Raw genomic sequence first — 4,541 nt, forward strand, 5'->3', positions numbered from 1 at the left:
CGGCACCGGCCGGTGCCGCCGCGGGGGCGGGGGCGGTGCCGGCTGCCGCCGCGGGGGCGGGGGCGGTGCCGCAAAACAGTGCCGCGAACGGTGCCGCGAGCGGTGTGCCGTCGTCCTGCCCCGGGCCGCCCGCCGCGCCCAGCCCGCGCACGATGCGGGCCTGGGCGGCACCGGTGGCCGCCCGGTCCGCTCCGGCGAACGCCCGGTCCTGCAGGATCCGTGCCAGCGTGCGCCGTTCGACGGTGCGGTCCCCGAAGCCGCACTCGTTCAGCACCAGTTCGAGATCGCCGAGCAGTTCGACGGCGAGCCGGGGCACGAGGTAGCCCACGACGGCCGCGAGCAACTCCCCCTCCCCGTCCGCCTGCTGTGCCGTGGCCGGGCAGGAGCGCAGGGCCGCGGCCGTCAGGCTCTCGCAGGCCAGCAGGTCCGCGAAGACGGCGGCCAGGACCGGCCGCCACTGCCGGGATGCGGCTTCGTACCGGCTCAGGCCGTCCACGATGCGGGCCGCATCGCGCAGGACGCCGCCTGTCGCCGCGAGCAGCGCCGCCGGGCCGAGCAGCGCGGCCGCCGGGTGCGGCACGGGCGCGCTCGCCAGCGGCCGGATGCTCCAGGCGTGGGCGAGGGCGAGATCCCGGCGCAGGAGCGGGCGCAGGGCCCGGGCGAGCTGATCGGCGCCCGGCACGCTCCCGGCGCCGGGCAGACCTGCGGGCGGGGCGGGCAGGGCGCCCGGCCCCGCGGCCCGCAGAGCGGAGCGGCCGTAGGGGTTGCCGGGGTCGCGGGGGTCGCCGAGCAGCGCTTCGAGGCGCGCCGCGTGCCCCGCCGCGCCCCGGGGTGCCGCGGCGGGGTCCGGGGGTGTCCGGGTCGCCGGGGGCCGCCCGGCATGCCGGGCCGGCCGGGTCGGGGTCATCGCCGATCTCCTCGTCGTCGTGATGCCGGTCGGTGCCGGGCGGGCTCATCGCAGTCGGCGCAGGGCGCTCTCGGCGTGCCACCGCGCCAGGGCCAGGGCCTCCGTGCTCGTCCGTCCCAGCTGCTCGCGCACGTGCCGGCGGACGTCGGCGGGCAGGGCGCCGGCACCCAAGGCGGGGGTCGCCGCGCCCTCCCGGAGCATCACCTGGTGCGCGCAGACGACCCGCACACCGCGGGCGTCGGGCTCCAGGTACCACTCCCCGTAGTGCGCGGCGAGGGGAGCGGGCGTCACGGTCGCCTGGTGGACGATGCGTCCGGCGGCCGGGAAGCACAGCCGTACGGCCTCGGACACCGACGTGTCCCCGGTGGAGGGGTCGCTGGTGTGCAGGACCGTCCTCTGCACGCCGGGCCGGTCCTCGGTGACCTCGGCCCGCTCGACGTGGGGAACCAGGTCGGCCCAGTCCCCGACGCGGTAGAGGAAGTCGTAGACGATCTCCGGGGAGCCGCACACGTACACGCTGTCCTCGAAGGACAGCAGCAGCTCGTCCAGCCGGTCCCAGCGCTCGGCCGCCTCGCGCACCGCCGCCAGCTCCGCCCGCACCTGCGCCTCCAGCGCCCCGGGTGTTCCTCCGGGCCCGGCGGGGCGCTCCTGGCGCAGGGTCACACGGCAGCGGTCGGTGCCGTCGGGTGACACGTTCCAGCCGCCGGACGTCGGCGCGTCGGGCAGGAGGGAGTCGCGCAGTCCGAACTCGATACGGCGCTCCCGCGGGCGCAGCACGCGGCGGGCGAGCACGGAACGGACCTGGCCGCGGTGCAGCTGCCACACCCGCAGGCTGTCCCCGCCGGCGTCGAGGTCGACGCGTTCGACATGGACGTAGGAGGGCAGCAGGACCGGCCAGCGCGGGGCGTCGGCGAGCAGGCCGTAGACGACGCCGGGGGGCGCCGCGACCAAGGCCGTGTGCCGGGCGGAGTGCATTCGCTGCGACGGCATGCGCGACCCCCTCCTCCAGGTGCGGCCAACGCTGCACGGCCGGGGCCGAGCGGTGCTCGATTCCCGGTGGAGAGGCCGCACGGCGAGTCCGCGTCAGCCCACAGGGGCCGCTGTCCCGCTCATCGCGGGGCGGGCCGGGACGGTCTCGGGGCCGGACATCAGCAGGGAGCGCTGCAGCTTGGCGAGCGCGGGCGACGGCTCCAGGCCCATGGCGCGCACCAGGGCGGCGCGCAGCCGCTGGTAGGCGTCGAGCGCCTCACCGCGGCGGCCGGAACGGTACAGGGCGAGCATGTACTGGGCGCACAGGCTCTCGTGCATGGGGTACTGGTTGACCAGCACGGTCAGTTCGGCGAGCAGTTCACGGTGGCGCCCCAGCCGCAGGTCCGCATCCACGCGCTGGTCCAGGGCGCACAGCCGGCTCTCCTCCAGCCGCTTGGCCTCGGTCCGCAGCTGGGGGCCGGTGTGGACGTCCGCCAGCGCGGGGCCGGTCCACAGGCCGAGCGCCTCGCGCAGCAGACGGGCGGCCTGGGGATAGTCCTCGGCGTCCATGGCCCGGTACCCGCAGCCGGCCAGCCGCTCGAACTCCCGTACGTCACTGACTCCTTCGCCGCCCTTGAGCAGGTAGCCGCCGGGAACGGTCAGCAGCACGTCCTTGGCCTGGCACCGCCGGCCGGCACCGTCCCCGGCACCGTTCTCCAGGGCGGCGGAGATGAGTTCGCGCAGCTGCAGGATGTAGGTCTGCAGGGTCGCGCGGGCGCTGCGCGGAGGTTTGCTCCCCCACAGCTCCTCGGCCAGGACCCCCACCGGGACGACCTGACCGGACCGCAGCGCCAGCAGGGCGAGCACCTGGCGCGGCTTGGGCGCCGTGGGCGTGATGGAGACCCCGTCGAGCCGTACGGCGAGTGTGCCGAGCACATCGATGTCCACAACGTCTCCCCCATGCGGTGGTGCCGCCTACAGCGGGCCCCTCGTAGCCATCAGTAAAAAACAGCGCGCGCGGTATGTCAATGCTGTGCCGCACGTTCCGCCGCCGGTGGACGCAGACTCGAGGCCGCCGCAGGACACACGTGTCCGTGCATGCGAAACGGGGGTGCACCACCCCGGAGAAACGGCTGGATCCCCGTACGCACAGACGGCGTGACGGCTGCCCCCCAATCGGACCCGGCCGGCGGTTCCGGGCACGGCGCCCCCCGATGCCCCCGGCGCTCCCGGCCGGCAGAAGGCCCGCGGACGGCGCGGACGGCGCGGCCGGCGGATCGCGAGGGGGCGGCCGGCCGCCGGCGCGGCCGCAGGAACCGTCCCCGGGCCGGACGCCGGCGGCGACGGCGACGGCGGCCGAGCGCCGTCCCGGCCGGTACCGGCCCGGGGACCGTCAGCAGACCGTACGCGCCGTTCAGGCCGGGCCGGGCGCGGTGCGGTGCGTCCCGCCGGGCACCAGCCGGCCCAGGGCCTCGGCCGACGCCAGCCGAGGCAGCAGCAGGTCCCAGAACTGGACGAGCGTGGCCGCGGACATCCACGCGGGGTCGTCCGCGCCGAGCTGCTCGAAGCCCACCGTCGCCGCCACCACGGTGACCGCGGCATCGGCCGCGGACACCCCCTCGGCGAGCACGCCCTCGCGCTCCGCGTCCTTGAGCACTTCCTCGACCCAGTCCTGCCACTGTCCGCGCAGGTCCACCGCGCCGTCCCGGCGCGGCGAGCCGCTGCCCAGCTCGAACCCGGCCCGGACCAGGACATCCTGGTCCAGCCGTCCCATCAGGGCGTGGGTGGCGTCGATGAGCCGCTGCAGCGGCTCCGGCCCGCCCTCGCGGGCCGGCCCGGCGACGGTGCGCACGACGGCGGCCGCCGCGTCCTCCACGGCGCGGGCCAGGTCCTGCTTGCTCGCGAAGTGGAAATGCAGCGCACCGTTGCTCACCCCGGCCCTCCTGCTGATGGAGTTGATCGACGCGATGGCAAAACCGTCCTGCGCGAACACCTCGGCAGCCGCCCGCACCAATGCCTGCCGCGTGCGCGCGGCGCGCTCCTGCTTCACCATGACCGTGTGCTCCTGACTGGGGCCGGCCGGCGGCGTGAGCGGCCGGCCCTCGGGTTCGTGCCTGATACAACGGTTTGCTTGCGACGGGGCCGCCCGGGGAGAGACAGGCCGGCCCACCCGGTCCGGAGCTTCGCCGGGCAACGGACGCGGGAAGGGATGAGTACCCCGCGGGCCGCGCCCCGCCGGGTCATACGGGTGCACGGGCCCGGACCCGGACCCCCCGGCCGTGCGGGCCCCGACCGCCCCGGGGTCCTCCGCCCCGGCGGCCCGGCGGCGGACGGCACCGGCCGCGCCCCGCGCACCCCTCACGGCGATCCGGTCCGCGGCCGGGCGTACGCCGGGTCCGCGCCGGGGACCGGCCCTCCCCCGCGAGGTACGCGCCGCCGTACGCCCCGCGCAGGACCGGCGGGCCCCCCGGCACCCCCGCGCCGCGCCGGGCGCACAGCGGCTTCGCGCCGTGCCGGGTGATTGCGCCGTGCTCCCGGCCGACGCCCGAAAGGGGCCCCGGGACGTCCGGCAGCGCGACGACGGGGATGCCGGGAGCGCCGCACGTCCGGACGGGGCGTGCGGCGTTCGGCGGCACCCCGGTGCCGGGCACGCCCGCAGGGCTCC

At 77.1% G+C, this 4,541-nt stretch carries 4 protein-coding genes and 1 pseudogene; all 5 read right to left on the minus strand.

What is annotated here, in order from left to right; genetic code table 11:
* Positions 1-907: pseudogene (locus OC490_RS48935) on the minus strand (hypothetical protein); the annotation flags it as partial.
* Positions 908-952: 45 nt separating this feature from the next.
* Positions 953-1,897 (minus strand): SRPBCC family protein, encoded by a 945-nt coding sequence (locus OC490_RS48940; protein WP_262064534.1) that lies wholly within the window; start codon positions 1,895-1,897, stop codon positions 953-955.
* Between the two features lie 93 nt (positions 1,898-1,990).
* Positions 1,991-2,824 carry an AfsR/SARP family transcriptional regulator gene (locus OC490_RS48945; protein WP_262064535.1) on the minus strand — a complete coding sequence of 278 codons (834 nt, stop codon included), beginning with the start codon at positions 2,822-2,824 and terminating at the stop codon, positions 1,991-1,993.
* 466 nt (positions 2,825-3,290) lie between these two features.
* Positions 3,291-3,929, minus strand: coding sequence for a ScbR family autoregulator-binding transcription factor (locus tag OC490_RS48950; RefSeq protein WP_262064536.1), 639 nt, complete (start codon positions 3,927-3,929; stop codon positions 3,291-3,293).
* Between the two features lie 187 nt (positions 3,930-4,116).
* Complete coding sequence (locus OC490_RS49730; protein ID WP_410099283.1) at positions 4,117-4,527, minus strand: carboxyl transferase domain-containing protein; 411 nt, start codon at positions 4,525-4,527, stop codon at positions 4,117-4,119.
* Positions 4,528-4,541: the final 14 nt, after the last annotated feature.

Origin of the sequence: Streptomyces sp. STR69 (genome assembly GCF_024519455.1) — a bacterium.
Lineage (GTDB): Bacteria > Actinomycetota > Actinomycetes > Streptomycetales > Streptomycetaceae > Streptomyces.